The organism is Caulobacter segnis, assembly GCF_029543125.1.
Classification (GTDB): Bacteria; Pseudomonadota; Alphaproteobacteria; order Caulobacterales; family Caulobacteraceae; genus Caulobacter; species Caulobacter segnis_D.
Genome location: NZ_JARQWW010000004.1, coordinates 207908 through 231073, shown reverse-complemented (window position 1 = coordinate 231073; position 23166 = coordinate 207908). Strand labels below are relative to the sequence as shown.

Here is a 23166-nt window from a genome sequence, read left to right as displayed (position 1 = left end):
ACGCCGGGGTTCCACGCCTGCGACATCCGACGGGGCCGTAAGGCGCGCCCGCCGGAGCGCTTCCCGCTCGACCGCATCCCCGTCACAACCGGCGCTGGCCGAGCGCCCTTCCCGTGACGGAGACGGGGAGAGATTACGGGAGGAAAAATGGGGGCGGATAAGTTCGTTCTTCTCCTCCCCTGTAGCGAAGCGTGCGGGGGAGGTGATTGGCGCCTCAGCGACGAGACGGAGGGGGCGCAGACTGGGCTCAGCGCTTGCGGACGCCCCCTCCACCGCTTCGCGGCCCTCCTCCCCCGCAGGCGGGGGAGGAGAGGTAAATCAAAACCGCGCCCGATACGGCGCTGGCGCGTCGTAGGCGAAGAAGCCCGGCGCGGCGGCGAGGACATCCGGGATCGCGCGGATCGCCACGGCCACGGTGGCGTCGGTGAGGGCGCGGGCGGGCGGCGCCTTCGGATCGCCTTCGTGGATGTCGAGCGTCAGGCTGATGTTCGGGCGTCCGGTGATGTCCACGGTCCAGTGGCCGGTGACGTCCGCGCCGTGCATGGCGGGATCGGCGGTCCACAGGATCGACAGGGTCATGCCCGCGCCGTTGGAGAAGCGGGCGTTCCAGCGCCATTCCGTGGCCGCCACCGTGCCCTTGGGGATCGGCCCCGCCGCCACCGCCATGTCGTGCGGCGCCAAGGTCAGGCGGTGGTCGGGAGAGAGGTCCTTGATCGTCGCGTCCATGGCGTGGGCGACGGCGGCGAACACCTCGCCGAACAGGCTTGTGTAGAGCGCGGCGAGGGGGCCCTTGGTGATGTCTTCCTTGGCCGGGTCTCTGGCGAAGCCCATGAAGTCATAGACGAACACCGGCTGGGCCATGGCCCGGGCGTCGACCATTTCACGCACGGTGATGTGGTCGAGTTCCGCGCACATGCCGGTAGCCGAAAGGACGATGCGCTCGACCAGGGCGCCGGGGTTGACGCCGAGGCCTGCCAGGGTCGTTCCGCCCGCTTCGCACGCCTCCAGCAGGGGCTTCGCATAGGCCCCGCCCTGGTGTGTCGGCCAGTGGAAGCCGGCGGTGGAGATCACGTTCTTGCCCGAGGCCAACAGCCGCGCCACGTCGTCGTTCAGGGCGTCGTAGGGCAGGGTGATGCGCGGGGTGTGAACCACCACGTCGGCGTCGAGGGCCAGGATGTCCTCGATGTTGTTGGTGGCGATCACGCCTGTCTTCGGACGCTTGGCCAGGTCGCCGGCGTCCTGGCCGGCCTTGTCGTCGCTATAGACATAGACGCCGACGAGTTCGAGGTCAGGATGGTCGATGATCCGCCGAAGCGCGGTGCGGCCCATGGCCCCCGTCGCCCACTGAATGACCCGATACATGGCGTTCTGCTCCCTTTGAGAGCGAAATGATCAAAGTCAGTCTCGTCATGCAAGTGGTTGTCGCAACGGCATAGTCGTTTTATGAAAGTGGCGATCAGAGCCGTGCGTCAGATGCGGCCTCCAAGGGAGACAGCTGCAGATGTTCTTCACCCCGCAAGAGCGCATTGACGCCTATGCCGCCAAGGGCTGGTGGGGCGACATGGTCGTCGACGACCTGACCCAGCGCAACCGCGCCGAGGTTCCTGATCGCGAGGCCTTGGTCGACGCTGTCAACCGCGAGGCGCTCGATGGCCGGTCTCCCCGCCGCCTGACCTGGGCGCAACTGGGCGAGGAGATCGACCGCATGGCCGTCGGCCTGCTCGATCTGGGCTTCGTCAAGGACGACATCGTCTGCGTCCAGGCGCCCAATGTCGCCGAGACGGTGATCCTGGCCCTGGCCTGCGCCCGCATCGGCCTGATCATCAGCCCCGTTGTCATGCAGTACCGCGAGCATGAGCTGAGCTATGTGGTCGAGAGGGTGAAGCCCAAGGCCTTCATCACCGTCGACCGTTTCGCCAACCACGATCACGCGGCCATGGTCCTGGGGCTGAAGGGCGGTTTCCAGACGGTGGTCATGAACGGCTGGGCGCCGCAGGGCGCGGTCAGCCTCGACGAGGCCGTCGCCGCAGCCGATCCGGCCATGGCCGCCGCCTATCACGCCGCTCATCCGGTGCAGGCGGGCGAGGTCTTCACCATCTGCTGGACCTCGGGCACCGAGAGCCGGCCCAAGGGCGTGCCGCGCGATCACAACCACTGGATCGTCAACGCCCGCATGGTCTCCGAGGCCACCGAGCTGCAGGAGGCGGAGGTCGTCCTGAACCCGTTCCCGCTGGTCAACATCGCCGCCTTCGGGATGATGATGTCGTGGCTGTGGCGGCGTGGGACCATGGTGCTGCACCACCCCTTCGACCTGCCGGTGTTCCTGGGCCAGATCGGAGCGGAGAAGGTCAACTACACCATCGCCCCGCCGGCGATCCTCAACGCGCTTTTGAAGACGCCGCAGCTTCTGGCGATCACCGATCTGTCCAGCGTGCGCGCCATTGGTTCGGGCTCGGCGCCCCTGTCGCCGTGGATGATCGAGGGCTTCCTCAACGACCACGGCATCCAGGTCTGCAACATCTTCGGCTCGAATGAGGGCGCGTCCCTGTTCAGCGGCGCGGCCGACGTGCCAGACCCGATCGAGCGCGCCCGATACTTCCCGCGCATGGGCGTGGAGGGCTTCGGCTGGAACAGTCCGACCGCCCAGATGATCCGCACCCGCATCGTCGATCCCGAGACCGAGGTGGAGATCACCACGCCGGAGACGCCCGGCGAGCTGCGCATCGACGGCGCAGCCACCTTCAGCGGCTACTGGGACGCGGAGGAACTGAACAAGGCGGCCTTCGACGCCGAGGGCTACTTCAAGACCGGCGACCTGTTCGAGATCGCGGGGGAGGGGGAGCTGTCGCGGTTCTATCGCTTCGTCGGCCGCTGCAAGGACATCATCGTGCGCGGCGGGGTGAACATCTCCCCCGCCGAGATCGACGACCTGCTGGCGGGGCACCCGGCCCTGAAGGAGGCGGCGGTGGTGGGTGTCCCTGACGACGTGCTGGGCGAGCGCATGTGCGTGGCGGTGGTGCCCTCGGGCGAGACGCCGCAACTGGCCGAGGTGGCGGGCTGGCTGAAGGAGAAGGGCCTGGCCGTCTTCAAGCTTCCCGAGAAGCTGGTGGTGGTGGACGCCCTGCCGCGCAACGCCATGAACAAGGTCGTCCGTAGCGAACTTCGCGAGCGCGTGCTGCCGCTGATCTGACGCCGGTCCACAGGTCTGGCGCCGTCTCGTTATTGCAAATCAGTCGCAAATGTCCTTAAAGCCCCGCTGAACTTTGATCGGGGAGATCGACATGACGGCTTGGACGGACGGGCGCACGATGCGCCGCATCATGGCGGGCGCCAGCCTGGCGGCGCTGATGACGGCGCCGGCCCTCGCGCAGAGCGGCCAGTCCGACCTCGATCAGGTGGTCGTCACCGCCGCGCGGACGGCCTTGCCGGTCACCGCCCTGCCGCTGACGGTGGACATCATCGATTCGGAGACCCTGAGCCAGCAGGTGGCGATCGGCGGCTCCATCGTCGACGCGGTCTCGACCCTGTCGCCGTCCTTCTCGCCGACCCGCCAGAAGCTGAGCGGCGCTGGTGAGAGTCTGCGCGGCCGCTCGCCGCTTTACGCCATCAACGGCATCCCGCAGTCGACGCCGATCCGCGATGGCTCGCGCGACGGCTTCACGGTCGATCCCTTCTTCATCGACCGGATCGAGCTGATCTACGGCTCCAACGCCCTGCAGGGCATCGGCGCCACGGGCGGGGTGGTCAACCAGGTCACCGCCGGTCCGCCGCGTGAGGACGGCACGACCGGCCGAGCGCTGCTGCAGGCCAGCGCCGACGGCGGCTTCCAGGGTGACGGCACGGGCGGCAAGGCCGCGGCCCTCGTCGCCCACCGCAACGGCGCCTTCGACGCGACCGTGGGCGCGTCGTACGAGGCGCGCGGCGCCTTCTATGACGCCAAGGACCGCCGCGTCGGCGTCGACACCACCCAGGGCGAGATCCAGGATTCCAAGAGCTGGTCGCTGTTCGGGCGGTTCGGCTGGCAGTTCGACGACAGCCTGCGCCTCGACATCGTCGCCAACCGCTTCGAGCTGAAGGGCGATGGCGACTATCTGGCCCTGGCCGGCAACCGCCTGACCGGCGTCCCCACCAGCAGCGTTCGCGGCGCCGTTCAGGGCAAACCCGCCGCCAACCGGGCGGAGATGCTGTCCGCTTCGCTGACCGACAGTGATCTTTGGGGCGGCGACTTCTCGGCTCAGCTGTTCTTCAACCGTACGCGCGACACCTTCGGCGGCGATCGCGGCGCGACGTTCCAGGACATCCGCATCGCGCCCATCGGAACCCTCCTGGACCAGTCCTCCAACCGCTCGCGCAAGCTCGGCGCCCGCGCCAGCTACGAGCGCGCCCTGCCGTTCTACCAGGGCCTGACCACGACCGTCGGTCTGGACGCCATGACCGACAAGACCGAGCAGTCCCTGCTGCTGACCGGCCGCGTCTGGGTGCCGCCCACCGAGTTCACCAGCGTCGCCCCCTTCATCCAGGGCAACCTGGCGCTGCTGGACGGCAAGCTGCGCGTGGCCGGCGGCGTGCGCTCCGAGAATGTCGAGCTCGCCGTGGACGACTATGTGACCCTGGCCTCCTACGGCTCGCGCTCGGTGGCCGGCGGCGATCCCACCTTCAGCGCCACCCTGTTCAACGGCGGCGTGGTGGCCGAGCCGGCGCGGGGCGTCCGCCTCTACGCCAGCTACGCCGAAGGCTACACCGTGCCGGACGTGGGCCGCATCCTGAGGGCGGTGAACACCAACGGCGTGGATGTGGACGACTATCTCGACATCAGCCCTGTGGTCTCCAACAACCGCGAGATCGGCGCGGAGCTGAAGCGCGGTGCGTTCAGCGCCACGGCCACCTATTTCTGGTCGAGCTCCAAGTTCGGCCAGCTGCTGGTGCTGAACCCGGCCACCGGCGTCTTCGACGTTCAACGGCAGAAGGTGGCCATCGAGGGGCTTGAGCTGAACCTCGAAGCCCGCACGCCGGTGGAAGGCCTGACCCTGATGGGCGGCTATGCGCGCCTGCGCGGCCAGACCGACAGCAACGGCGACGGCAAGGTCGATCTGGATCTGGACGGGGCCAACATCTCGCCCGACCGCGTGAACCTGGCGGCGGCCTATATCAACGGCCCGTGGAGCGCGCGTCTGCAGACGCAGTTCTACATCAAGCGCGACTTCAACGGCCCGGACCCGCGCAACAACTTCGAGGGCTACAACATCGTCGACGCCTATGTGCGCTACGAGACCGGCCTGGGCGGTCTGTCGCTGAGCGTGTCGAACCTGCTGGACGAGCAGTACGTCTCCTACAGCTCCGACACCGCCAACCCGACCGACAACCTGCGCTACTTCGCCGGTCGGGGGCGCGTGTTCACCGTGGGCTGGGATCGCCGCTTCTGATGAAGCTCCTTCGGCTGCTCCATCGCTGGGCGGGAGGGCTCGTCGGGCTCTTCCTCGCCCTGCTGGGCCTGAGCGGCACCATCCTGCTGCACAAGGACGCCTGGCTGCGGGCGAGCCTGCCGCACGCGGCCGACAGCCTGGTCACCGATCCGGTCAAGGTGGGCGCGGCGGTCGAGCGGATCATGTCCGATCCGGATCGTCCCCGCTCGATCATCATGGCTACCGAGCAGTTCGGCCTGCACCGCCTGAACTACAAGGACGCCGAGCGCGGCGCCTACGCCGACCAGACCGGGGCGGTGGTGCTGCGCTGGGACTCCATCTGGGAGCGGCCGGAGGTGTGGCTGTTCGACTTCCATCATCACCTCTTCATGGGCGACGTGGGGGATGTGATCGGCGGCGTCCTGGCCTTCATGGGCCTGGGTTTCGTGGTCACGGGCGTGATCCTGTGGTGGCCGACGCGGCGGCTGTTCGCGCCGCGCCTTTGGCCCCAGAAGATGACGCGCCCCCTGATCGTGCGCCATCACCGGGACCTGGGCGTGCTGGCGGCGCCGGTGCTGTTCATCTCGCTGCTGACGGGCGCGACCCTGGCCTTTCAGCCCTTCGCCTTCTGGATCGTCTCGCCTTTGACACCCGTGGCCCAGATGAAGGCCGCTCAGGCCCCGCCCAGGATCAAGGGCGGCGAACTGGCCGACCGGCTGGACTGGACCGCCATGCTGACGGCGGCGCGGGCGCGCCATCCCGACGCGCAGTTCCGCATTCTGGCCATGCCGGCCAAGACGGGGGCGCTGGTTTCGCTGCGGTTGCGGCGCGCGGCCGAATGGCTGCCCAACGGCCGCACCATGGTCTGGTTCGACCCGGCGAACGGACGGGCTGTGGCCGATCGTGACTCCGAGGCGCTGCCCCTGGGTCTGCGCGTCTACAACAGTGAATATCCGATCCATGCCGCCAAGACGGGCGGGCTGGCCTATCGTCTGGTGATGACGCTCTCCGGCGTGGCGCTGACCCTGCTGGGCACGCTGGCGGTGGTGACCCTCTGGGGCAACCCTTCCGGTCTGCCCAAACGCAAGCGCGCCAAGCGGCTCAGCCCCGCCTAGCAGTCGTCGATTTCGGCGTCGGCGAGGGTTTGCTTCCGGGCGTCCAGCCAGATGTGGCAGGCATGTCCGTCGTCATCCTTGCGGCAGGTGATCCGGCCATCGCCCTTGTGCAGGCCGGCGCCGCCGCAGGCTTGGACCCTGCCCTTGCCCGGCAGGCGTTCGTAGAGAACCTTCGCCGCGGGACCGATGATCAGAAGGTCGACCACGCCGTCGTCATGCGCGAAGGCGCGCGCCTCGGAGGCGGGCTCGGGCTTGGCCGGCTTGTCGGCCGCGTGGGCGGAGGCCATGGCGCCGATCATGGCGGTGATGACCAGGACAGCCTTGTTCGACATGAAACCCCAAGCCCCCTCATGGCGCAGCTTGAGGAACGCGGAGGGGCGGGGCAGGTTCATTCAGAGCCCGCGCCGCCCGTTTTCAGCCCATGGGCGGGACTACGCCGTCGCGGATGAAGCGGCGGTCGGCCCAGACCGAGTGCGTGCCGCTGCACATCTTGTGCGGCAGGGCGATGCGCACGACCGGGCCTTCCTCGAACTTCTTGCAGTCCACCAGGATGCATTCGGCCCGGCCGGTGTTCTCGTCCATGATGAAGCTGACGAGATAGCCGTCGTCCTCGGACGTGGCGTTGATGCGCGGCGCGAAGGGCGACTCGCTGGCGTAGCGGCCTTCCGGCAGCTTGAGCTCCCAGCTCTCGCCCGTCTCCAGATCATGCTTCACGTAGCCGTTGAACAGGAACCAGCCGGGGCGGGTGGTGGTGGAATAGGCGTAGCGATAGGGGCGGCCGGCGTAGCGCTGGTTGAACATCCCGAACTCCAGGATGCGGTCGTCCAGATGCTTCTCGGTGGTCTCGCCGGTCTTCAGGTTGAAGCGCCAGCGATGCAGCTTCGAGCGGAAGCTGTGCTCGTCCAGATAGGACATCAGGTGGCCGTGACCGTCCGGCGCGTCGGCCAGGGGCTCCGGCGTCGGGTTCTCCTGAAAGTAGCCGTCCATGATCAGCTCGTCGCCGTCCTCATAGGCGTTGAGGAAGTGCAGGACGTAGCAAGGATCAGCGTCGAACCAGCGGATGTCCTCGGTCTTGCCGTGGCGCGGCAGGACCGCGAAACGCGACTTCAGGCCTTCATGCAGGCGCACGGCGTGGACGCCGCGCTCCAGCAGGCGCTGGTCCCAGAAAACCGGGAAGTCGTTGAGGATCGAGTACTTCTCGCTGAACGCCATGTCGTGCGGCAGGCGCGGACCTGGCGTCGGGACGGCGGTGTAGTTAGTCACCTTGCCGTGCCGGTCGACCACGCCGTAGTGCATGTAGGGCGCGTGCTTGGAGTAGTTGAAGAACAGAAGCTCGCCGGTCGCCTCGTCGATCTTGGTGTGGGCCGAGACGCCGTCCAGCGGCGCCCAGGGGGCCACGCCCAACTGCTCCAGCGTCTCCGGATCCAGGCTGTAGGCCTCGCCGCACTGGTAGAAGGTCGAGATCGCGCGACCGCCATGGACCACCACATCGGTGCTGGCCGTGTCCTTGAGGCCGCCATGGGCGCCAAAGCCGGGACGGGTGGAGACCCCGGGACCATCCATCAGGCCGCCCCATAGCGAACGTCCGGCTTCCTGCTCGGCCTCGAACCCGCGGGTGCGGACCCAGCGGTTGCGGTAGTCGGCCTTGCCATTGGCGAAGCTGATCTGGTGCAGCATGCCGTCGCCGTCGAAGGGGTGATGGCGGCCGAGCGGCTGGTGGACCTGGTTTTCGGTGTTGCGGATGTAGACCCCGTCGATGTCGTGCGGGATCGCGCCCTCGATCACTTCCAGGTCGTAGGCGTCCACCTCCTCGTGCAGCGGCGTCCAGGGCCCGGTGAGATAGGGGTGGTTGCTCGGCAGCAGCGAGGTGACGACGGGCGGCTGGCGTTCGACCTTCATAGGTGTCTCCAAAGGGACGGTCGCGTCCCACTTGTACTGACACTAATGCATGAGCGTCTCGTTGTGCAAGTAACTTGATTGCACTGGAAGGCGCTGAAAACGCACGGTTTTGAGGTTTACCTAGCGGGACCCGAGTTGAGAATGTTCACCTCGCCGTCGCCATGGTCGCAGGTGATCCGCGTGACGAGCGGCTGTCCGCAGGGGCGGTGGTGCAGGATGGCGGGCGGCCCGTTGGGTCCCGAAAGCCAGCGATCGCCCCAGCGGATCAGTTCGGCGATGAGCGGGAAGAGGTCCAGGCCCTCGTCGGTGAGGCGGTATTCCCACCGTTCCGGACGCTCCTGATAGAGCGCCTTGCGAAGCACGCCGAGCTCCACCAGCCGCGCCAGGCGGTCGGCCAGGATGTTGGGGGCGACGCCAAGGGCGCTCTGCAGTTCGGTGAAGCGGCGGCGGCCCATGAAGGCCGAGGCGATCACGTGGGCGATCCAGCGGTCGCCGATCACCTCCAGCGCCCGCTCCAGCATGGGATCACCCGGCGTCAGGTTCTCCGCCGGCACGATGGAGCGCCGCTGGGCGCGGGGCTTTTGCGGCGGGTCCTCGCCGACGCCAGGGCCGTCCACGGCGAAGGTCTCGCGGGCCACCACTTCCTTGTCGCAGTGGGCGCAGCGCAGCTGCGGCGTGAATTCATGGCCATTGTGGACGAGGCGATGGGCGGGGCTGACGGGGTCGTAGAACCAGCGCTTCTCCCAGCGGATGATCATCAGGGCCGCGCCGTAGAGGTCGAGGCCCATGTCGGTGAGGCGGTACTCGTCGCGCGGCGGACGCTCCTGATAACGGTCCCGGCGCATGACGCCCGCGGCTTCGAGGCGGCGCAGGCGGTCGGTCAGCAGGCTGCGGGCAAGCCCGATCCTGGCCTGGAAATCCTCGAAACGACGCACCCGGAAGAACGCCTGATGCAGGATCATCAGCGTCCAGCGGTCACCCAGGATGTTCAGGGCCCGGGTGGCGGAATTGGCTTGGACGAGCTGAAGGGCCCGGGCCGCCGTCCTCGACGCGGTGGTGGTCCTGGGCTTGCGGGGAGGGGCGGCCATATCGGCGCGACCGTCGTGGCGACGCAGGCTCAAGTCAAGCGCTTTGGGGCGGCCGTCGCCGACCGCCCCATGGCTTGCCTAGAACCGGCCGGAGAGGCGCACGCCGTAGGTGCGCGGCGGGCCGAACAGGGAGACCTCATCCCCGACGAAGGGGATGATGCTGGCGCGGTAGAGTTTGTCGGTCAGGTTCTTGCCGAACACCGCGACGTTCCAGCCGCGGTCCTGGCGGCCGAAGCTGATGCGGGCGTCCAGCTGGCCGTAACCGTCTTCCATGTTGGTCTCTTCGGGACCCCAGAAGATGTCGTCCTGGTAGCTGTACTCCACGTGGGCGGCCAGTTCGTACTCGCCGGCCACCTCGCGGCGCCAGTCGGCCCCGACGTTGAACTGGTAGTCCGGCGTGCGCTGGATCTTGTTGCCGCCGTAATTGATGCCGCGCAGCGGGTCGATGTAGTCGTCGTACTTGGCGTCCAGCACCGAGCCGGAGGCGAAGATGCTGAACTCGCGGGTCAGCTGGGCCTGGGTCTCGAGCTCGACGCCCTTGATCTTGGCGTTGGCGGCGTTGGCGATGACCAGGGTCAGGTTCACGTCGTCCAGCAGCTCGACCTGCAGGTCCTTGAAGCTGGTGTAGAAGGCCGCGATGTTGACCCGTAGGCGACGGTCGAACCAGTCGGTCTTCAGGCCAGCCTCGTAGTTCCAGGCGGTCTCGGGCTCATAGGCCTTGGAGGCGCCGGCCGCATTGGCCGCCGCGCCCTGCCAGCCGCCGCCCTTGAAGCCCTTGGAGGCCGAGGCGTAGAGCATCTTGCCCGGCGCCATCTTCCAGTCGAGCGAGACCTTGGGCGTGAACTCGGCCCAGTCCTTGGCGACGCTGATGTTGTACGGCGACAGCAGCGGCGAGGGCGACAAGGTGTTGGGCAGGCCCGTCGGACCCAGGCTCAGGACCTCGCCGCGCGACTGGAACGACTTCTTGTCCCAGGTGTAGCGGCCGCCCACGGTGAGGGTCAGGTCGGGGGTGACGTCGAAGTTGGCTTCGCCGAAGACGGCGTAGTTCTTGGACTCGCCAAAGCCGATGAAGATGTTGTCGCCGTCCAGGCTGTCGCGGGTGCTGCCGGCGCCGCCGGGCAGATACGACTTGGCGGTGTTGCGCGACGAGCGGTCGGTCTGCTCATTCAGATAGTAGAGACCGGCGAGCCAGCGCAGGCGGTCGCCGCGCGGCGAGGCCAGGCGCAGCTCCTGGGTGATGCCGCGATAGTCCTCGGCCTGGGTCAGGGTGGAGTCGGTGATCGACGGCGGCGAGCCGGCGCCGGCCTGGGTCCAGCGGTTGCGGCCCTCGCCCTCGCGGATCGCCGAGACATAGGTGACGGTGTAGTCGCCGATATCCCAGTCCGCGCGGCCGGTCAGGCCGCGCGTGTTGCGGCGGGCGTACTGCGGATAGGGGGACTCGTTGGTGCGCGGGTCCTGCGAGCGCAGGTTGGGCGTGATGAAGCCGAAACCCGGCTTGGTCGGATCGTCCACCGCGTGACGCGACGGGCCGCCGCCTTCGTCGCTGCTGATGTCGGCGGTGACCAGGACCTTGAAGGTGTCGGTGGGATCCCAGCTGACCGAGATGCGGCCGGCGTAGGATTCCAGATCCTCAAGCTCCTGGCCGATGACGATGTTCTTGGCGTAGCCGTCATGGCTGTTCTGGTAGAGCGCTATGCGGATCGCGGCGTTGTCGGTCAGGGGGCCGGTGATGTGGGCCTGGGTCGTGATGGCGTTGTAGTTGCCGTACGAGATGGAGCCGCTGCCGCCGACGACGGGTTCCGGCTTGGCGGTGATCAGGCTGATGGCGCCGCCGACGATGTTCTTGCCGAACAGCGTGCCTTGCGGGCCGCGCAGCACCTCCACGCGGGCCAGGTCGAAGATCGGCGGCGTCGCCGATCCGCGGCGGCCGATATAGACTTCATCGAGGAAGGTGCCGATCGAGGGGTCGGCGGTGGCGCCGTTCAGGCGCACCGAGCCCACCCCGCGGATGAACATCTCCGATTCCATCGAGTTCTGCTGCTGGTAGGTGAAGCTCGGGATGTGGGCGGCGATCTGGGACAGATCGGTGATGGCCGCCGCCTTCAGGGCCTCGCCGCCGATGGCGGTCACCGCCACGGGAATGGACTGGACGTTTTCCTCGCGCTTGCGGGCGGTGACGATCACCTCCTCGATCTGGGGCCCCGATTGGGCCCAGGCGCCGCCCGCGGTGAGGGCGGCCACGGCCGAGGCCGCGCAAAGAGACAGTCTGCCCGTGATCCTACGCGTCATCGATAACCCCCTAATGTTCTATGCGACACCTTGGTGGGTCGCTTTAAGAAAGTCTTCCGCCGCCTTGTGGGTCTTGTCAAGATAGTGACTGGAAGCGCCCGCCAGCCGGGAAGGTTTGACAGACCGCCGCCGGCTCGCTCATAACTTTCATAACAAGACTAAATGTGACTTAGGGAGATGATCATGAAGGCGATGCTGGCCATGGGCGCGGCGGTTCTGGCGATGGTGATGGCGGCCCCGGCGAGCGCGGCTCCGGCCGATGACGCCGCCAAGCTGGCGGTGGTCCAGGAGATGATCACCGCCTGGAAGGACCAGAACTGGCGCAAGGTCGCCGACCTGTTCACCCAGGACGGCGTTCTGCACTCGATGATGGTCGAGCCGGTGAAGGGGCGCGAGGCGATCTACAAGCGCATCGCCGGCCTGGGCGAAGGCGTGGACGCCGGCGGCGTCGTGCTGGACCCCCGCAACCTGGGCGTCATCAACGGGACCGTCTTCCTCGAACGCGTCGACCGCTTCTCCTACAAGGGCCACAAGGGCGCCGTGCCGGTGGTGGGCGTGATGGAGTTCGAAGGCGGCCTGATCAAGGAATGGCGCGAGTACTACGACCGCGCCCAACTGCTTTCGGAAATGGGCGTGAAGGCCGACTTTACGCACTAGGGGAGATCGGCCGGTCTCGACGCCCGCTTCTTTGGCGCGAACGTCGAGGGTGTTTGTTTCAGACGGTCGGAACCGTTCCGCCATCGACGGTGAGCTCCGATCCATGGATCGAAGAGGCGCGGTCCGAGGCCAGGAAGGCGATGGCTTCGGCGACCTCGAAGGGTTCGGCCCCGCGGCCTATGGAGATGCCGCCGAGGCCGTTCAGGACCAAATGGCGGGCGTCCTCTATCGTGCCGCCGCTGGCATCCTGGATGCGCTTGAGGAACGCGCCGGTCCCCTCGGTCATGATCCACCCAGGCGACAGGGTGTTGACCCGCACGCCCTTGGGGCCAAGTTCCTTGGAGATGGACTTGCTGTAGGTCCGCAGCGCCGCCTTGGCCGAAGCATAGGCAGTGGTCGCGTCCGGGAGAGGCAGGACCGACTGGATGGAGGTGACGTGGACTACCGCCCCGGCGCCCCGTTCGATCATCTGCGGGATGAGAAGGCGGTCCAGACGAACCGTCGCGAGAAGGTTCAGGTTCAGTTCGCCGAGCCAGTGTTCGTCCGTCAGGGCGGTGAAGCCGCCGCCCGGCGCCGACGAACCGCCGAGCACGTGGGCCAGGATATCGATGCCGCCCAGGCGATCGAGCGCCGCCTGGGCTAAGGCTTCACCACCCTCGACCGTCGTCAGGTCCGCCTGGACGAACTCGACGCCGTCGATGGGATCAAGAACTCCACGGGCGGAGGTAATGACCCGTGCGCCACCGGCCAGGAAGCGGTCGACGGTGGCGCGGCCCAAACCCTTGGTCCCGCCGCTGACGAGCACACGCTTGCCAACGAACTCCTTCGGATCCGCCGAGACGCTCATGCCGTGATCTCCAGGGCCTTGATGACGTCGCCATCGAGGTCGAAGCGGTAGGTGAAGCGGATCGGGCTCCCCTTGAAATCGCCATGCGTCTGACCTTCGACGACGACCTGACCATGGTCGTGTCGGATCGTGTCTGGGGTGAAGATCGCCTTGAGGCCGGTCCCCATCTTTGTAAGCAGGGTGCGTATCTCGGCCTGGCCCGCAAAGCGTTCGCCGTTGTCCAGCAGGACCGCATCGGCGGCGAAGGGCTTCATCATGCCGTCGATATCGAGCCGCGCGTTGGCCGCGACATAGTCTGCGATGGGAAGGGGAATTTCGAGCGACATTGTCCTTGTCCTGTTGGCTGCGGTCGCGGCCATGGCTGGCTGCCACCCTGATGAAGCCAAGTTAGCGATGGACATGTGACCCGATAATCGGGACAAATCGCGATGTGTCGTCACGGAAATCAGGACAATGGGGCAGGGCGGTCTGACGGAACTGGATGCCGTCCTGACGGTCGCGCGCTGCGGGAAGTTTCGGACGGCGGCGCTTGAGCTTGGCGTGTCGACGACCGCGCTCAGCAACGCGGTAGGCAAGCTGGAGCGCACCCTTGGGGTACGGCTCTTCAACCGGACGACAAGGAGCGTCTCCCTTACGGAAGCCGGCGAACAGTTCGTCGCGCAGGTCGCGCCGGCTGTAAGGGACATCCATGAGGCGATGAACATCGCGCGTTCCCGACAAGTGACACCCTCCGGTACGCTGCGCATCAACGCCTTTCCCACAGCCGCACGAGAGATTTTCTCGTCGCTCGTCCTGCCGTTTCAGCGGGAGCACCCTCAGGTCCACATCGACATTGTCACGGAGGGCCGCCTGGTGGACGTGGTCGCGGGTGGTTTCGACTTCGGCGTCCGGAGCGCCGACCTGGTTCCGGTCGACATGATCGCTGTTCCGCTGGGGGGCGCCCGGCGCAACGTCGTTGTCGGCTCGCCGAGCTATCTGCAAGCGCGGGGAACGCCCATCGTTCCTCAGGACCTCCTCGGACATTCCTGTCTGCGTGTCCGATTGCCGAATGGCGCGATCTACCGCTGGCCATTCGAGAAGGACGGACAGTCAGTCCATGTCGACGTCGAAGGCGCCTTCACCCTCGATGAAGCGAGTCTCGCCCGTACAGCCGTCCTCGCTTCGGTCGGTCTGACCCTGGCGATGGAGTCCGACGTTCGAGACGACATCGAGGCAGGCCGTCTTGTGCGGGTTCTTGAAGACTGGACGCCGGCTCTGTCACCCTTGAGCCTGTACTATCCGAGCAAGCGGAACCCGACCGCCGCATTCAAGGCGTTTGTGGACTTTGCCCGTCGGCGAAGTCACGCGACAACCTCAGATCAAGCCCTTCCTGCGCCCTGACGCTTACCCGCTCTACGCCCGCTCCAGCACCATGGCCGACCCGACGCCGACGCCGCCGGTGGCGGCGACAAGGCCGGTCTCCACATCCGTCTGACGCATCACGTCGATCAGGGTCCCAAGCAGGATCGCGCCGGTGGCGCCCATGGGATGACCCATGGCCAGATGCCCGCCATTGACGTTGACTCTATCCATGTCGGGCGCCCGGTCGCGCTCGAACTTCACCGGCACGGCGGCGAAGGCCTCCATGAACTCCACGGCGCCGACGTCGCGCAGGCTAAGGCCGGCGCGCTCCAGGGCCTTGTCCATGGCGGTGAAGCCGGCGGTCAGCTGCATCACCCGGTCGCCGGCCGCCTCGGCCTGGGCGCGGATGCGGACCAGGGGGTTCAGGCCCCATTTGTCGCCCGCCGCCTTCGTGCCCACCAGGACCAGCGCCGCGCCGTCCGAGATCGGCGGGCAGTGGGCGACGGTATGACGGTGGTCCACGGCGCCGATATCGGGGCGGTGAGCGGTCAGGATGTCGTCGAACCCGGCCGCGCCGAACGGGGCGAAGACGGGCGCGAGCTTAGTCAGGGACGCGCCGTCGCCGAAGTCGCGAATGTTCTCGTCGTGATCCAGGGCGACCGAGCCGTCAGGGTGGGTGACCGCCACCACGCGGTCGGCGTAGCGCCCCTGCGCCCAGGCCGCCGCCGCCCGTTGATGGGAGCGCAGCACGGCGGCGTCCATGGCCGCGCGGTCGATGCCCTCGGCGGTGGCGAGAAGGTCGGCGGCGACGCCCACGGGGGCCCAGCCCATGGCCGAGGCCATGCCCATGTCGGCGTAGTAGGTGGCCTTGTCGGTCATGAACTCGACCTGGGACATGCTCTCCACCCCGCCGGCGATGGCCAGCTCGGCCTCGCCCGACGCCACCCGCCGCGCCGCGTCGGCCACGGCGGATAGTCCCGAGACGCAGAAGTTGTTGATCGTCAGCACCGGCAGGTCGTCGGGCAGGCCGGCGCGGATGCGCGAGCCCAGGGCGATGTGTCCGCCCTGGGCGCCCACCTGGGTCACGCAGCCCAGGGTGAAGGCGCCGGCGGCATGCACCGCCTCGCGCCCGTTGCGGGTCTCCAGGGCCCGGACCAGCTGGGCGACCAGCTCCACCGGCGCGATGGTCGAGAGCGAGCCGCCGGGCCGGCCCTTGCCGCGCGGGCTGCGCACCGCGTCGTAGACATAGACCTCGACCATTCCTCGTCTCCCCGCTTGCGGCCGTGCCCGCCGCTTTGTAAGTCTCGTAGAGCAAGTTACAGGGCGGGCGAACCGCCTGACAAGGGGAGGGGCCTTTGACGCCACGCGAGAAACTGAAGTCCGGGCTGCGTCTGCCGGCCATCGCCGCGCCCATGTTTCTGGTCTCCGGTCCCGATATGGCCATCGCCGCCTGCCGCGCCGGCATCATCGGGTCCTTCCCGGCCAACAACGCCCGCACCCTCGACGTGCTCGACGAATGGATGAGCCGCATCAAGGCGGAGATCCCGGCGGACGGCCCGGCCTGGGCGGTGAACATCATGGTTCATCCGACCTATGCCCGTCTGGCCGACGAGATGGCCCTGGTGATGAAGCATAAGCCGCCGGTTGTGATCACCGCGCTGGGCAGTCCCGCGCCTATCGTCCAGGCGGTGCAGTCCTATGGCGGGATCGTCCTGGCCGACGTCAACTCGCTCAAGCACGCCAGGAAGGCGGCCTCGATCGGGGTGGACGGCCTGGTTCTGGTGGCCGCGGGCGCCGGCGGACACACGGGCCAGATCGCGGGCTTCGCCTTCGCCCCCGCGGTGCGGGAATTCTTTGACGGGATCATCGTGCTGGGCGGCGGCGTCGGCACGGGGCAGGCGATCCGGGCGGCGACCACGCTTGGCGCCGACTTCGCCTATCTGGGCACCCGCCTGATCGCCTGCGAGGAAAGCCTGGCGGACCCCGCCTACAAGCAGATGCTGATCGAGGCGACGGCCGAGGACATCGTCTGTTCCGCCGCGCTTACCGGCGCCTGCGCCAACTGGCTGCGGCCGAGCCTCATCGCCGCCGGCTATGATCCCGACAACATGGGCGACAAGGCCAGGATGAACCTGGGCGCGCCGGAGGACACCGCCGCCAAGCGCTGGCGCGACGTGTGGTCCGCCGGCCATGGCGTCGGCGGGGTCAAGGCGGTGGAGCCCATGGCCGCCATCGTCGACGGCCTGGCCGCCCAGTACGCCGCCTAGCGCCTGATCTGCCCGTCGACATAGCTGCGCATGCCCTTGCCATAGGGCGGGCGCAGCATCTTCAGGGGGCCGATGTCCCTGGTGATCTGGGTGAACACCGCCTTCCTGTGGCTGAACTCGCGAAAGCCGTCCTCGCCGTGATAGCTGCCCATGCCGGCGGGGCCGACCCCGCCGAACGGCAGCTCCTCCTGGGCCACGTGCATGATCACGTCATTGACCGTCACCCCGCCCGAGGTGGTGCGCGACAAGACGTTGTCCCGCTCGGCGGCGTCGGTCCCGAACCAGTAGAGCCCCAGGGGCCGGTCGTGGGCGTTGATGTAGTCCACCGCCTCGTCGATCCGCTCATAGGTCTTGATGGGCAGGATCGGGCCGAAGATCTCCTCGCGCATGATCTTCAGGTCGTCGCTGGGGTCGATGACCAGGGTGGGGGCGATCTTGCGGTGCTCCTGCTGGGCGAGGGTCTCGCCGGCGGGGTTGATCTCGATGACGCGGGCGCCGCTGGCCCGGGCCTCGTCCAGATAGCCCTGGAGGCGGTCATGGTGCCGCTGGGAGACCACGGCGGTGTAGTCGGGATTGTCGCGGATGGTGGGAAACATCCGCTCCACGGATTTGGTCGCCTCGTCCACGAAGCTGTCCAGCTTGTCCCGGGGAGCCAGCACATAGTCCGGGGCCAGGCAGATCTGGCCGGCGTTGAGGGTCTTGCCGTTCATCACCCGGGCCGCCGCCGTGGCCATGTCGGCCGAGCGGCTGAGGATCACCGGGCTCTTGCCGCCCAGCTCCAGGGTGACGGGGACCAGGTTCTCGGCCGCCGCCCGCATCACATGGCGGCCGATGCTGGTGGCGCCGGTGAACAGCAGGTGGTCGAAGGCCAGGCGGGTGAAGGCCTCGCCGATCTCGGGACCGCCCACCACCACGGCGATCTCCTCTTCGGAGAAGGCCGAGCCGAACATGCGGGCCATGAGGGCCGAGGTTGCGGGGGTATGCTCCGACGGCTTGATCAGGGCGCGGTTGCCGGCGGCCAGCACCCCGGCCAGGGGGGCGAAGGTCAGGTTCACCGGGAAGTTCCAGGGGCTGATGATGCCCACCACCCCCTTGGGCTGGAACTGAACTTCGGCCTTGGCGCCGAAGAGGCCGAGGATCGCCGGCGTGGTCTTGCGCTTCTGGGGGCGCATCCATTTGGCCAGGTTCGCCTTGGCATGTTTGAGCGCCCCGATGGAGGCGGCGACATCAGTGAAGGCGGTCACGTCCGGCGAGCGGGCGCCGAAGTCCTCGTTGGCCGCATCCTCGATTTCCCGCCGGTGGTCGACCAGCAGGGCGATGCAGCGCTCGATCCGCTCGATGCGGACCTGGGCGCTGGGCGCGCCATCCCTCAGGTGCGCCGCCTTCTGGCGGGCGAGGAGGGTCTTCATCGGTCCGGCGAGGCTGGCGTCCATGGGTCTTCTCCCGAGCGCCCCTGATTTGAGTGTTCTGAAGACGCGGGCGCGATTTATCCCACCACTGAAGGTTGGGCGCCGCAAGGTCAGTCAATCGCCCGCCGCGTCGTGCGGCGGGCGTGAGCGCCGGGATCAGGCGGTCGGAAGCGGCGCGTCCGGATGGACGAGGCCGGCTTCGCGCAGTTCGAGCCAGAAGGCGGCGGGAACGACCTCGTCGAGGGCCGCGCGGTCCTCGGCGATGCGGCCGGGGCGGCTGGCCCCGGGGATAACCGCGGCGACCGCCGGATTGGCCAGGGAGAACTGCAGGCCTGCGGCCTTCATGCTGATCCCGTGGCGGTCGGCGATGGCCTTGATCTTGGCGACCTTGGCCAGGATCTGCGGCGTGGCCGGCGCGTATTCGAAGTTCGGCCCGCCGACCAGGGCGCCGGAGCTGTAGGGGCCGCCGACCACGATCCCGAGGCCGCGTTCAGCTACCGTCGGCATCACGCGCTGCAGGGCGCGGTCGTGATCAAGCAGGGTGTAGCGGCCGGCCAGCAGGAAGCCGTCGGGGCGGGGGCCGTCGAGCGCCAGCAGAAGCTCGATCGGCTCCACCCGGTTCACGCCCAGGCCCCAGGCCTTGATGACGCCTTCGTCGCGCAGGCGGTCCAGGGCCTTGAAGGCTCCCTTGCGGGCGCTCTCGAAGACGCCAAGCCATTCGTCGCCATAAAAGTCCTGGGCCACGTCATGCACCCAGGCGATCTCGATGTGGTCGGTCTTCAGGCGTTTGAGGCTGTCCTCGATGGAGCGCAGGGTCGCGTCCTCGGAGTAGTCGTTGACGATCTTGTTGGGGCGGCCGTGCTTGAAGACGTCGCCCTTCTCGCCAAGGTCACGGGCGCTCACATCCTCGATCTCGTCCAGGATCACCCGGCCGACCTTGGTGCTGATCACGTACTGGTCGCGCGGCTTGTCGGCGAGGGCCTCGCCCATGCGGATCTCCGCCAGGCCCGCCCCATAGAAGGGGGCGTTGTCGTAATAGCGGATGCCGTCGCTCCAGGCCGCCTCCACCGTGGCGCGGGCCTCGGCTTCGGGGATGTCGCGGAACATGTTGCCAAGCGGTGCGGCGCCGAAGCCGAGCTTGCCGGGAAGAAGGGTCTTGAGACTCATGGTTCTGGTCCTCTGCGGGGGCAGGATGGAATGGGTTCAGGCGACCTGCGCCGGATCGAGCACCAGGGCGGTGCGTTCGGCCAGGTCGTTGATCTTCGACAGGTAGGTCTTGAAGTGCGCGGTCTCGCGGTGGGCGGCCACGGCGGCGTTGTCCACATAGAGCTCGTCGAGCACGAAGCGGTCGGGCTTGGCCTGGTCGCGCCAGACGTCCCAGCGCAGGTTGCCCGGTTCGGCCCGGCAGGCGGGCGCCATGCCGAACAGCAGGGACTGCAGCTCCTCGGTCTTGCCGGGGCGGGCGGTAAGGAGGGCCACGATCTTCACGGGTGCGGACATGTCTTGTTCCTGGATGCTGCTTGGGCGGAACGGGGGGCGTTCCGCCCAAGCCGATAGTTTCAGGCCCGGGTGAGCGAGCGGTCCAGAGCGGCCACGAACCTGGCGGCCAGCGGATGGTCTGACCGGGGGTTCTGACCTGTGATCAGTTCGCGATCCTCGACCACATTGGGCTCGAAATCGACGTCGTTGACGAGGACTTCGCCGCCGGCGGTCCGCAGGGCGTCGACCATGTTGAAGTAGAGCCTGGCGTGCAGGATGTGGTCCTCAACCACCTTCTCCTCCGAGTTGGAGAAGACGGTCATGCGGTAACCCGCATACTGCCAGCCCTTGGCCAGATCGGCGGCCCTGGCGACGTCGCCGTCGATCAGGGCGGCGCGGAACTCACTGGCCTGCGGCATGGCCGAGGCGACCGCGACGGGGCCGTGGCACAGCAGGGCGGTGGGTTTGCCGCGCTCATGGAAGTGGCGCAGGATCTCACCCGTCTCGGCGTCCTGCATCAGGTCGACCACGGGCGCCTGGCCGCCGGGGACAAAGACGCCGACGTAGTTGTCCAGGCCTTCGGCGATCACCGAGCGCAAGGTGCGGCCGGTGTTCATGGACGCATCCTTGGCGAAGAACGTCTTGGCCCGGGCATAGGCCGCTTCGTCGCCGCCGAAGTGGTCGGCGCTGTCGGAGGCCTCGTCGATGTGCGGCTTGGCGCCGTTTGGCGTGGCCAGCACCACTTCATAACCGGCCTCGACCAGCGCCATGGCCGGCACGACGGTTTCGTTCAGATATTGACCGGTGGCCGCCGTAGCGCCGCCCTGCACCTCGATGCGGGTGGCGTTGGAGCCGATCACGAGCACCTTTCCCTTGGTCATCACATCCTCCGTTGATCCAGGGTCATGTCCGTCTTGGACGGTCTGAAGGTGCGCCGATGGGTGATATTCCAGAAGTTTATTGATATGATCTTAGATATTCACCTGACGATATAACTCATGCGCTATGACCTGAACCTGCTGCCGGTGTTCGTCACCCTGATGGAGGAGCGCAACGTCACGCGCGCCGCCGAGCGGCTGGGCATCACCCAGCCGGCGCTGTCCAACGCCCTTGGGCGGTTGCGGCTGGTGATGCGCGACCCGCTGTTCATCCGCGAGCGTTACGGCATGCAACCGACGCCCATGGCGCTCGAGCTGGCCCCGGTGATCGCCGCGGCCCTGGCGAAGATCGACGATGTCGTCCTTGGTCAGCAGGAGTTCGATCCGGCCAGGGCCGAGCGCCTGATGGCCATCGCCTCCAACAGCTATGTGGAGTTCGTCATGGGCGCGGCGATCGTCACGCGGCTGGGCCGCAGCGCGCCGGGCATCAAGCTTCGGCTCATTCCCTACGGCAGCGACCTGGCCGAGACCGGGGTCGTCTCCGGCAACACGGCCATGGCGCTGGGCCGCATTGTCGAGGCGCCCGACAACGTGGTCGTCCAGCACCTGATGGACGAGACCCTGGCCTGCGTGGTGCGCGCCGATCATCCCGAGGTGGGCGACAGCCTCTCGCGTGAACAGTACGAGCGCCTGAAGCACGTCAACGTGCTGCCGCCCGGCCGTCTTCGCGCGGGCCTCTTCCAGGCGCTGGAGCAGCAGGGCCTTCGGCGCGAGGTGGCGGTGTCGGTGACCCACTTCCTGGCGGTGCCGGAACTGATCGCGGTCACCGACTATTGCTCGACCCTGCCCAGCCGCATCTGCCGCCGGCTCGCGGCTGATCCGCGCCTGAAGATCCTGCCGGCGCCGGCGGATCTTGGGACCTTCCCGGTGCAGATGGCCTGGCATGTGCGCTACCGGCATGATCCGGCGCACAGGTGGCTGCGCTCGGTGGTGAGCGAGGCGGCCAGGGCGCTCTGATCCGCCTGGCGCCGTGCGTGCGCACATTCGCGTCGCTCGGGGCCGATTACGTCTTCAGGTCGATTGCGCCTCCCGCTCCAGACGCTAGCCTCGCCTTCCGGTCTCAGGGGGCCAGTTCAGGGGGATTGCATGCGGGTTTTGACGACGGCGTTCATCGCGGCGCTTGGCTTGATGGGGACCGCCGAGGCGGTGGAGCGCAAGGCGCTGGTCGGGGGCACCCTGATCGACGGCACCCTGCGTGAGCCGATCCGCGACAGTGTCATCCTGATCGAGGACGAGCGGATCGTCGCCGTCGGCACGGTGGGATCCCTGGCGATCCCGGCCGACGCCGAGCGCATCTCCACCGAAGGCATGACGGTGATGCCGGGCCTTTGGGACATGCACGTCCACCTGATGCTGAGCGGGCATTCGGACTATCCCCACTGGCATTCGACCTATGTGGGAAAGGTCCAGCAGGAGGTGATCATGCCGGCGGGGGCCAAGCAGCTCCTGATGGCCGGCGTCACGGGCGCGCGCGATCTTGGCGCGCCGCTTGAGGAGAGCATCGCCGTCCGCGACGCCATCAAGGCCGGCAAGATTCCAGGTCCGACGCTCTTCGTCTCCGGCCCCTTCATCCAGAAGAAGCCCTATCCGGGGACCGAGGGCTATCGCTGGGGCGTGTCCTCGCCGGAGGACGCACGCGCCAAGGTGCGCCGCATCGCCAACGCCGGGGTCGACACGGTCAAGCTGATCGACATCGACCAGATGAGCGAGGCTGAGATCAGGGCGGTGGTCGACGAGGCCCACGCCCACAAACTGTCGGTGGTGGGTCATGCCCACCGCCCCGACGAAATCCGGCTGGGCCTGAAGTACGGGGTCGATGTCTTTGAGCACACGGGCCTGGGAACCTCGGCCGAGTATCCCGAGGACATCGTCAAGGCGCTGTCGGAGCGAACCGCGCGCAGCGGTCAGGCGGGCTTGCTCTACTGGACGCCGACGGTGTCGATCCTCAACAACTATCCCGAATGGCTCAAGGACCACGAGTTCGTCGACGCCATCGACTGGCATGAAGGCCTGACGCCCGAGATCATCGCCGACATCAAGGGCTCGCTGACCCATCCCGAGCGCATCGCCTACTTCCAGCAGGTGCCGCAGCGCGTGCCGACCCTGAAGCGCAAGTTCGAGCAGCTTCGCGCCTCGGGCGCGGTGCTGCTGATCGGCACCGACTCCGGCGTGCCGATGATGTTCCACTCCGGCAGCACCTGGCAGGAGATGGACCTGTGGGTGAACGGCTTTGGCGTGCCGCCCATCGAGACCATCCGCGCCGCCACCTACTGGCCGGCGGTGGCCATGAAGGCCGACAAGGACTACGGCACCGTCGCCGAGGGCAAGTACGCCGACATCATCGCGGTCAAGGGCGATGTGCTGAAGCACATGTCCCTGCTGCAGCGGGTCGATATGGTGGTCAAGCACGGCAAGCGCGTGAAGTAAGGGGCGGG

Annotated in this window: 20 protein-coding genes; 8 read left to right on the top strand and 12 right to left on the bottom strand. The window is 67.6% G+C overall.

Annotated elements, in window-relative coordinates; translation table 11 throughout:
• Positions 1 to 318: 318 nt before the first annotated feature.
• Complete coding sequence (locus tag P7B02_RS13765; protein ID WP_277786921.1) at positions 319 to 1362, bottom strand: NAD(P)H-dependent amine dehydrogenase family protein; 1044 nt, start codon at positions 1360 to 1362, stop codon at positions 319 to 321.
• Between the two features lie 139 nt (positions 1363 to 1501).
• On the opposite strand from P7B02_RS13765, the gene P7B02_RS13760 reads away from it, so the two are divergent.
• From P7B02_RS13760 to P7B02_RS13750, 3 genes are all read left to right on the top strand, one after another.
• A complete protein-coding gene (locus P7B02_RS13760; protein WP_277786920.1) occupies positions 1502 to 3190 on the top strand; it encodes a class I adenylate-forming enzyme family protein in 1689 nt (562 codons plus the stop codon).
• A gap of 91 nt (positions 3191 to 3281) precedes the next feature.
• Positions 3282 to 5423, top strand: a complete 2142-nt coding sequence (locus P7B02_RS13755) for a TonB-dependent receptor (protein WP_277786919.1) — start codon at positions 3282 to 3284, stop codon at positions 5421 to 5423.
• On the top strand, positions 5423 to 6517 hold the full coding sequence (locus P7B02_RS13750; protein ID WP_277786918.1) for a PepSY-associated TM helix domain-containing protein: 1095 nt from the start codon (positions 5423 to 5425) through the stop codon (positions 6515 to 6517). The genes P7B02_RS13755 and P7B02_RS13750 overlap by 1 nt, the downstream gene beginning before the upstream one ends.
• On the opposite strand, the gene P7B02_RS13745 is transcribed toward P7B02_RS13750, so the two are convergent.
• The 4 genes from P7B02_RS13745 to P7B02_RS13730 all read right to left on the bottom strand — a co-directional run bounded on the left by P7B02_RS13745 (position 6514) and on the right by P7B02_RS13730 (position 11793).
• On the bottom strand, positions 6514 to 6849 hold the full coding sequence (locus P7B02_RS13745; RefSeq protein ID WP_277786917.1) for a hypothetical protein: 336 nt from the start codon (positions 6847 to 6849) through the stop codon (positions 6514 to 6516). The genes P7B02_RS13750 and P7B02_RS13745 overlap by 4 nt on opposite strands.
• Before the next feature lie 82 nt (positions 6850 to 6931).
• Positions 6932 to 8416 (bottom strand): carotenoid oxygenase family protein, encoded by a 1485-nt coding sequence (locus P7B02_RS13740; protein ID WP_277786916.1) that lies wholly within the window; start codon positions 8414 to 8416, stop codon positions 6932 to 6934.
• Positions 8417 to 8532: 116 nt separating this feature from the next.
• Entirely contained in the window at positions 8533 to 9537 is a 1005-nt protein-coding gene (locus P7B02_RS13735; protein WP_277786915.1) for a winged helix-turn-helix transcriptional regulator, read from the bottom strand.
• Positions 9538 to 9582: 45 nt separating this feature from the next.
• Positions 9583 to 11793, bottom strand: a complete 2211-nt coding sequence (locus P7B02_RS13730; protein WP_277786914.1) for a TonB-dependent receptor — start codon at positions 11791 to 11793, stop codon at positions 9583 to 9585.
• A gap of 183 nt (positions 11794 to 11976) precedes the next feature.
• On the opposite strand from P7B02_RS13730, the gene P7B02_RS13725 reads away from it, so the two are divergent.
• The gene (locus P7B02_RS13725; protein ID WP_277786913.1) at positions 11977 to 12450 is read left to right on the top strand and encodes an SgcJ/EcaC family oxidoreductase; all 474 of its coding nucleotides are present in this window, start codon (positions 11977 to 11979) and stop codon (positions 12448 to 12450) included.
• Between the two features lie 58 nt (positions 12451 to 12508).
• Here P7B02_RS13725 and P7B02_RS13720 read toward each other — a convergent pair whose 3' ends face one another.
• Both P7B02_RS13720 and P7B02_RS13715 read right to left on the bottom strand, forming a co-directional pair.
• Positions 12509 to 13297, bottom strand: a complete 789-nt coding sequence (locus tag P7B02_RS13720) for an SDR family oxidoreductase (RefSeq protein WP_277786912.1) — start codon at positions 13295 to 13297, stop codon at positions 12509 to 12511.
• Entirely contained in the window at positions 13294 to 13698 is a 405-nt protein-coding gene (locus P7B02_RS13715) for a nuclear transport factor 2 family protein (RefSeq protein ID WP_277786911.1), read from the bottom strand. The genes P7B02_RS13720 and P7B02_RS13715 overlap by 4 nt, the downstream gene beginning before the upstream one ends.
• A 52-nt stretch (positions 13699 to 13750) precedes the next feature.
• On the opposite strand from P7B02_RS13715, the gene P7B02_RS13710 reads away from it, so the two are divergent.
• Complete coding sequence (locus P7B02_RS13710) at positions 13751 to 14677, top strand: LysR family transcriptional regulator (protein ID WP_277786910.1); 927 nt, start codon at positions 13751 to 13753, stop codon at positions 14675 to 14677.
• Between the two features lie 12 nt (positions 14678 to 14689).
• Here the strand turns inward: P7B02_RS13710 and P7B02_RS13705 are convergent, their stop codons facing one another.
• Positions 14690 to 15898, bottom strand: coding sequence for an acetyl-CoA C-acyltransferase (locus P7B02_RS13705; protein ID WP_277786909.1), 1209 nt, complete (start codon positions 15896 to 15898; stop codon positions 14690 to 14692).
• Between the two features lie 95 nt (positions 15899 to 15993).
• Between P7B02_RS13705 and P7B02_RS13700 the strand changes: the two genes are divergently transcribed.
• Positions 15994 to 16905, top strand: a complete 912-nt coding sequence (locus P7B02_RS13700; protein WP_277786908.1) for an NAD(P)H-dependent flavin oxidoreductase — start codon at positions 15994 to 15996, stop codon at positions 16903 to 16905.
• Here P7B02_RS13700 and P7B02_RS13695 read toward each other — a convergent pair.
• The 4 genes from P7B02_RS13695 to P7B02_RS13680 all read right to left on the bottom strand — a co-directional run bounded on the left by P7B02_RS13695 (position 16902) and on the right by P7B02_RS13680 (position 20674).
• Positions 16902 to 18338 carry a coniferyl aldehyde dehydrogenase gene (locus P7B02_RS13695; RefSeq protein WP_277786907.1) on the bottom strand — a complete coding sequence of 479 codons (1437 nt, stop codon included), beginning with the start codon at positions 18336 to 18338 and terminating at the stop codon, positions 16902 to 16904. The two genes, P7B02_RS13700 and P7B02_RS13695, sit on opposite strands and share 4 nt — an antisense overlap.
• 132 nt (positions 18339 to 18470) lie before the next feature.
• On the bottom strand, positions 18471 to 19481 hold the full coding sequence (locus P7B02_RS13690) for an aldo/keto reductase (protein ID WP_277786906.1): 1011 nt from the start codon (positions 19479 to 19481) through the stop codon (positions 18471 to 18473).
• Between the two features lie 36 nt (positions 19482 to 19517).
• Positions 19518 to 19814: a putative quinol monooxygenase gene (locus tag P7B02_RS13685; protein WP_277786905.1), complete on the bottom strand. Its 297-nt coding sequence runs from the start codon at positions 19812 to 19814 to the stop codon at positions 19518 to 19520.
• Positions 19815 to 19873: 59 nt separating this feature from the next.
• Entirely contained in the window at positions 19874 to 20674 is an 801-nt protein-coding gene (locus P7B02_RS13680) for a type 1 glutamine amidotransferase domain-containing protein (protein ID WP_277786904.1), read from the bottom strand.
• A gap of 117 nt (positions 20675 to 20791) precedes the next feature.
• On the opposite strand from P7B02_RS13680, the gene P7B02_RS13675 reads away from it, so the two are divergent.
• Together P7B02_RS13675 and P7B02_RS13670 are read left to right on the top strand one after the other, a co-directional pair.
• Positions 20792 to 21688, top strand: a complete 897-nt coding sequence (locus P7B02_RS13675) for a LysR family transcriptional regulator (RefSeq protein ID WP_277786903.1) — start codon at positions 20792 to 20794, stop codon at positions 21686 to 21688.
• Positions 21689 to 21817: 129 nt separating this feature from the next.
• Entirely contained in the window at positions 21818 to 23158 is a 1341-nt protein-coding gene (locus P7B02_RS13670) for an amidohydrolase family protein (RefSeq protein ID WP_277786902.1), read from the top strand.
• The last annotated feature ends 8 nt before the right edge of the window (positions 23159 to 23166 follow it).

Coding starts and splice junctions, on each gene's coding strand:
- P7B02_RS13765 (WP_277786921.1), bottom strand. CDS start 1,362: ATGTATCGGGTCATTCAGTGGGCGACGGGGGCCATGGGCCGCACCGCG.
- P7B02_RS13760 (WP_277786920.1), top strand. CDS start 1,502: ATGTTCTTCACCCCGCAAGAGCGCATTGACGCCTATGCCGCCAAGGGC.
- P7B02_RS13755 (WP_277786919.1), top strand. CDS start 3,282: ATGACGGCTTGGACGGACGGGCGCACGATGCGCCGCATCATGGCGGGC.
- P7B02_RS13750 (WP_277786918.1), top strand. CDS start 5,423: ATGAAGCTCCTTCGGCTGCTCCATCGCTGGGCGGGAGGGCTCGTCGGG.
- P7B02_RS13745 (WP_277786917.1), bottom strand. CDS start 6,849: ATGTCGAACAAGGCTGTCCTGGTCATCACCGCCATGATCGGCGCCATG.
- P7B02_RS13740 (WP_277786916.1), bottom strand. CDS start 8,416: ATGAAGGTCGAACGCCAGCCGCCCGTCGTCACCTCGCTGCTGCCGAGC.
- P7B02_RS13730 (WP_277786914.1), bottom strand. CDS start 11,793: ATGACGCGTAGGATCACGGGCAGACTGTCTCTTTGCGCGGCCTCGGCC.
- P7B02_RS13725 (WP_277786913.1), top strand. CDS start 11,977: ATGAAGGCGATGCTGGCCATGGGCGCGGCGGTTCTGGCGATGGTGATG.
- P7B02_RS13720 (WP_277786912.1), bottom strand. CDS start 13,297: ATGAGCGTCTCGGCGGATCCGAAGGAGTTCGTTGGCAAGCGTGTGCTC.
- P7B02_RS13715 (WP_277786911.1), bottom strand. CDS start 13,698: ATGTCCATCGCTAACTTGGCTTCATCAGGGTGGCAGCCAGCCATGGCC.
- P7B02_RS13710 (WP_277786910.1), top strand. CDS start 13,751: ATGGGGCAGGGCGGTCTGACGGAACTGGATGCCGTCCTGACGGTCGCG.
- P7B02_RS13705 (WP_277786909.1), bottom strand. CDS start 15,898: ATGGTCGAGGTCTATGTCTACGACGCGGTGCGCAGCCCGCGCGGCAAG.
- P7B02_RS13695 (WP_277786907.1), bottom strand. CDS start 18,338: ATGGACGCCAGCCTCGCCGGACCGATGAAGACCCTCCTCGCCCGCCAG.
- P7B02_RS13690 (WP_277786906.1), bottom strand. CDS start 19,481: ATGAGTCTCAAGACCCTTCTTCCCGGCAAGCTCGGCTTCGGCGCCGCA.
- P7B02_RS13685 (WP_277786905.1), bottom strand. CDS start 19,814: ATGTCCGCACCCGTGAAGATCGTGGCCCTCCTTACCGCCCGCCCCGGC.
- P7B02_RS13680 (WP_277786904.1), bottom strand. CDS start 20,674: ATGACCAAGGGAAAGGTGCTCGTGATCGGCTCCAACGCCACCCGCATC.
- P7B02_RS13675 (WP_277786903.1), top strand. CDS start 20,792: ATGCGCTATGACCTGAACCTGCTGCCGGTGTTCGTCACCCTGATGGAG.
- P7B02_RS13670 (WP_277786902.1), top strand. CDS start 21,818: ATGCGGGTTTTGACGACGGCGTTCATCGCGGCGCTTGGCTTGATGGGG.